The following is a 4,683-nucleotide window of genomic DNA, read 5'->3' on the forward strand; positions in this document are numbered from 1 at the left end:
AAGCTGGTTGCCACTTTGGCCACCAAACACGCTTCTGGAACCCCAAGATGGGCCCTTACATTTACGGCCATCGCAACAAGATTCACATCATCAACCTGGAAAAAACAGTTGTAATGCTCGACGAGGCTTTGAAGTTCGTCAAGCGTCTGTCCGCCAATCGCGGCAACATTCTGTTTGTTTGCACCAAACGCCAGGCCAAAGAAATCATTGCCGAAGAAGCACAGCGTTGCGGCATGCCCTACGTAGACCAGCGCTGGTTGGGTGGTATGTTGACCAACTTTAAAACTGTGAAGTCTTCTATCAAGCGTTTGAAAGACATGGAAGCCATCATCGCCGATGGCGGTCTGGAGCGCATGTCCAAAAAAGAAGCCCTGATGTTCGAACGCGAGCTCGAAAAGCTGAACCAGTCCATCGGCGGCATCAAAGACATGCCCACGCTGCCAGATGCAATTTTTGTGTGTGACGTTGGCTACCACAAAATCGCCATCACTGAAGCCGAGAAGCTTGGCATTCCTGTGGTAGGCATTGTGGACACCAATCATTCCCCAGCTGGTGTGAGCTACGTGGTGCCAGGCAACGACGATTCTGCCCGTGCAATCCGTCTGTACGCTCGCTCCGTGGCTGATGCCGTTCTGGCCGGTCGCGATCAGGCCGTAAACGATGTGGTAGAAGCCATCAAGGCCGACGACGACTTTGTTGAAGTCTCTGAAGAAGGAGCCGAAGGTTAATTCCACCTTCGTCTTCGAACGGGGCGATCAGTCGCCCCTTTTTTTTACCCAATTCAGAATCCGACACTAGGAGAGTAGCAATGGCTGAAATTACAGCAGCAATGGTTAAGGTACTGCGCGAAAAAACAGACGCGCCGATGATGGAGTGCAAAAAGGCCCTGACCGAGGCCGCCGGCGACATGGACAAAGCCGAAGAAATTTTGCGCGTTAAGTTGGGCAGCAAGGCCAGCAAAGCCGCAACCCGTGTAACGGCTGAAGGCTTGGTGGGCATTTACATCGACGAGTCTGGCAAGCTGGGTACCATCGTTGAAGTCAACTGCGAAACAGACTTCGTGGCCAAAAACGAAGACTTCATCGGATTTGTCGGCAATGTGGCCAAGTTGGTTGCCGAGAAAAACCCTGCCAGCGTTGAAGAGCTGGGGGCTTTGCCACTGGGCGAGGGCACTGTAGAGTCCATCCGCACTGCTTTGGTTGGCAAAATCGGCGAAAACATGTCTGTGCGCCGTTTCAAGCGCGTGCAGGCGCAAGGCCGCCTGACATCCTACATTCACAGCGGTAAAATCGGCGTACTCGTTGATTTTTCCGGCAGCGACGAGCAGGTTGGCAAGGACGTTGCCATGCACATTGCGGCCACCAAGCCCAAGGCACTGCATGAAAGCGGCGTTCCTCAAGAAGACATCGACCGTGAGCGCTCCGTGGCGAAAGCCAAGGCTGAAGAGTCTGGTAAGCCTGCAGACATCGCCGAAAAAATGGTTGAAGGTTCGGTGAAGAAATTCCTGAAAGAAGTGGCCCTGCTGTCACAGCCTTTCGTGAAAGACGACAAGCAAACCGTTGAAGCCATGCTCAAGAGCACAGGCAGTAACGTTCACGGCTTCGATCTCTTCATCGTGGGCGAAGGTATCGAAAAGAAAGTGAACGATTTCGCTGCCGAAGTGGCTGCCCAAGCCGCCGCTGCTGCACGTTAATTTCGTTCGTATTTGAGGGGTTTCTCCAGGCGAGAAGCCCCTTTTTATTTGGGGTGTACCAATTGCACACCCTTTACGTTATAGAATCCTGACAATGATCTGACAAGAGGCGTGAATGGCAGCATACAAGCGTGTGTTACTCAAGTTGTCGGGCGAGGCCCTGATGGGAGAGGACTCCTACGGCATCAATCGTCAAACCATTGAGCGCATGGTCGCCGAGGTGGCTGAAGTGGCGGCCTTGGGCATTGAGATGGCTGTGGTCATCGGCGGCGGTAATATTTTCAGGGGCATTGCTCCGGGTGCTGCGGGCATGGACCGCGCCACGGCCGACTACATGGGCATGATGGCCACAGTGATGAACTCCCTGGCGCTTCAAGATGCTTTCCGTCGCGCAGGTGTTGAAGCTCGGGTTCAGTCAGCCCTCAATATCGAGCAGGTGGTTGAACCTTACATTCGCCCAAAGGCCATTCGTTACCTCGAAGAGGGGAAAATTGTTATTTTTGCGGCCGGGACGGGCAACCCGTTTTTTACAACAGACACCGCGGCTGCACTTCGCGGCTCTGAAGTGGGTGCAGAGGTGGTGCTCAAGGCCACCAAGGTGGACGGTATTTATTCAGCCGATCCCAAAAAGGATCCCAGCGCCACCCGCTACGAGAAAATTTCCTTTAATGAAGCAATTTCAAAGAATTTGGAAGTCATGGACGCCACCGCATTCGCCCTGTGTCGTGACCAAAAGCTCCCGATTCGTGTTTTTTCGATCAACAAGCCCGGCGCGCTCTACAGAGCCGTGACCGGGGAAAACGAGGGCACTTTGGTTCACATGTAACCGGGTCTCCTCTTTTTACATTGCAGTGAGAACTACATCATGAGCGTTGCCAATATTCGAAAAACCACCGAAGACAAAATGGCCAAGTCCATTGAGTCTCTAAAGACCGACCTTCAAAAAGTACGCACAGGGCGTGCCCACACCGGCATCCTCGACCATGTTCAGGTTGAGTACTACGGCTCCTTGGTGCCCATTTCCCAGGTGGCCAACCTCAGCCTGGCGGATGCACGCACCATCACTGTTCAGCCCTGGGAAAAAAACATGGTCAATGCGGTCGAAAAAGCCATTCGCGAGTCTGATCTGGGCTTGAACCCCGCCTCCATGGGCGAGACCATTCGTGTGCCCATGCCTGCATTGACAGAGGAGCGTCGCAAAGAACTCACCAAGTTCATCAAAGGCGAAGGCGAGCAAACCAAGATTGCCATTCGAAACCTGCGTCGTGACGCCAACGAAGCTTTTAAGAAGCTCGTGAAGGACAAAGAAATTTCTGAGGACGACGAGCGTCGTGCCCAAGACGACATTCAAAAACTGACCGACAAGTACGTGGCCGAGGTCGACCAGGTGTTGCAAGTCAAAGAAGCAGAAATCATGACGGTTTAAAGCAGCGCTCCATGCCCAACTTCACCAGCTCAACGCTGGATGTGCCAGACACCTCCAGCATCCCAAAGCACATTGCCATCGTGATGGACGGCAATGGTCGTTGGGCCAAAAACAAGTTGCTGCCGCGTGTGGCTGGGCACAAGCGCGGTGTGGACGCGGTGCGTCGCACCGTTCAGGCCTGTTGCGAGCTTGGTGTCGAGCACCTCACCTTGTTTGCATTTTCTTCCGAAAACTGGCGCAGACCCGCTGACGAGGTCTCGCTGTTGATGCGTTTGTTCATTCGCGTCTTGCGTCGTGATGTGGAGTCGATGCACCGCGAAAACATTTGCCTTCGAATCATTGGTGACACCACTGCCTTTGAACCAGAACTGCAGGCCGCCATTGCATCAGCCCAAGAATTGACCAAGAACAACACGCGCCTGTATCTCAACGTGGCTGCCAATTATGGAGGTCGTTGGGATATTCTTCAGGCCATGCGCACCATGTTGCAGGAGCGCCCCGATTTGGCTGCTGCACCGCATACCATCGCCGAGCGCGATTTTGCTAAGCACTTGTGTTTACAAGGCAGCCCTGAACCAGACCTGTTTATACGCACCGGAGGCGAGCAGCGCGTATCGAATTTTTTGTTGTGGCAGTTGGCGTACACCGAGTTTTATTTCACCGATAAATTTTGGCCCGACTTTGGCAAACCCATGCTGTTGGAAGCCATTGATTCCTATAACAACAGAGAACGGCGTTTTGGACGGACTTCTGAACAGCTTGAGCCTGGTGAGCCACTGGCCAAAAGTTCATCCATGTGACCGTCTCGTAGCCGAGACATGAAATGCTAAAAACCCGAGTAATCACAGCAGTGGTTTTGCTCTTGGTGCTATTCGCCGTGCTGGCATACGGCGGTGACCTGGGCTGGGGTATGTTTGTATTAATCGTATTAACCGCAGGGTTTTGGGAGTGGGCCCGTTTTCACCCCACGCTGGCCCGGAAGCCGCTTGCTTACGCCGGGGTTTGCACCGCTGTTTCGGTTTTCATTTACTGGTTTGCACCTATTTCCAGCTACGGCGCACCGCTGATGGCATTGTCTGGCGTGTTCTGGGTTGCTTTTGCGCCCTGGTGTTTGCGGCGGGTTGGCATAGGCGCACTTCAAGGTACCGCTTGGTTTGCTATTGCCGGCTGGGCTTTGCTCAGTGCTGCTGGCATTGCGCTGATATTGGCCCAGCAACATGGCGTTGTTTACCTGCTAAGCCTTGTGGCCATATGTTGGGTGGCCGATATTTTTGCTTACATCTTCGGCAAAACCATGGGCAAACGGAAGCTTGCCCCACGAATCTCCCCAGGCAAGAGCTGGGAGGGGGCAGTGGGCGGTACGCTCAGTGTGGTGGTGCTGAGCTGGAGCGTGGTGTGGGCAGCCCAACACTGGCCGGTATTGGATCAAAGCTGGCAGGTCAAAGCGCTGGATCATTGGCATCCTTTGGTTTTCACGCTGTGGCTGGTGGTTCTCAGTGCTTTCAGCATTGTCGGTGACTTGTTTGAATCCATGTTAAAGCGCCGCGCCAACCTGAAAGACAGC

At 53.7% G+C, this 4,683-nt stretch carries 6 protein-coding genes; all 6 read left to right on the top strand.

Going from position 1 to position 4,683, the window contains the following annotated elements; genetic code table 11:
• A partial coding sequence (gene rpsB, locus ACEQU8_RS03265) for a 30S ribosomal protein S2 (protein ID WP_370261433.1) occupies window positions 1-728 on the top strand: 728 nt, incomplete at its 5' end.
• 80 nt (window positions 729-808) lie between these two features.
• The gene (gene tsf, locus ACEQU8_RS03270; RefSeq protein WP_370261435.1) at window positions 809-1,693 is read left to right on the top strand and encodes a translation elongation factor Ts; all 885 of its coding nucleotides are present in this window, start codon (window positions 809-811) and stop codon (window positions 1,691-1,693) included.
• A 115-nt stretch (window positions 1,694-1,808) separates the two neighbouring features.
• Complete coding sequence (gene pyrH / locus ACEQU8_RS03275) at window positions 1,809-2,519, top strand: UMP kinase (RefSeq protein ID WP_370261436.1); 711 nt, start codon at window positions 1,809-1,811, stop codon at window positions 2,517-2,519.
• Between the two features lie 39 nt (window positions 2,520-2,558).
• Window positions 2,559-3,119, top strand: a complete 561-nt coding sequence (frr, locus tag ACEQU8_RS03280; protein WP_370261438.1) for a ribosome recycling factor — start codon at window positions 2,559-2,561, stop codon at window positions 3,117-3,119.
• A gap of 11 nt (window positions 3,120-3,130) precedes the next feature.
• Window positions 3,131-3,919 (top strand): isoprenyl transferase, encoded by a 789-nt coding sequence (locus ACEQU8_RS03285; RefSeq protein ID WP_370261439.1) that lies wholly within the window; start codon window positions 3,131-3,133, stop codon window positions 3,917-3,919.
• Between the two features lie 23 nt (window positions 3,920-3,942).
• Window positions 3,943-4,683: phosphatidate cytidylyltransferase (locus tag ACEQU8_RS03290; RefSeq protein WP_370261441.1), on the top strand; the 741-nt coding region annotated here is incomplete at its 3' end.

It is taken from the genome of Limnobacter sp. (assembly GCF_964228395.1).
GTDB lineage: Bacteria > Pseudomonadota > Gammaproteobacteria > Burkholderiales > Burkholderiaceae_B > Limnobacter.

Coding starts and splice junctions, on each gene's coding strand:
- tsf (WP_370261435.1), top strand. CDS start 809: ATGGCTGAAATTACAGCAGCAATGGTTAAGGTACTGCGCGAAAAAACA.
- pyrH (WP_370261436.1), top strand. CDS start 1,809: ATGGCAGCATACAAGCGTGTGTTACTCAAGTTGTCGGGCGAGGCCCTG.
- frr (WP_370261438.1), top strand. CDS start 2,559: ATGAGCGTTGCCAATATTCGAAAAACCACCGAAGACAAAATGGCCAAG.
- ACEQU8_RS03285 (WP_370261439.1), top strand. CDS start 3,131: ATGCCCAACTTCACCAGCTCAACGCTGGATGTGCCAGACACCTCCAGC.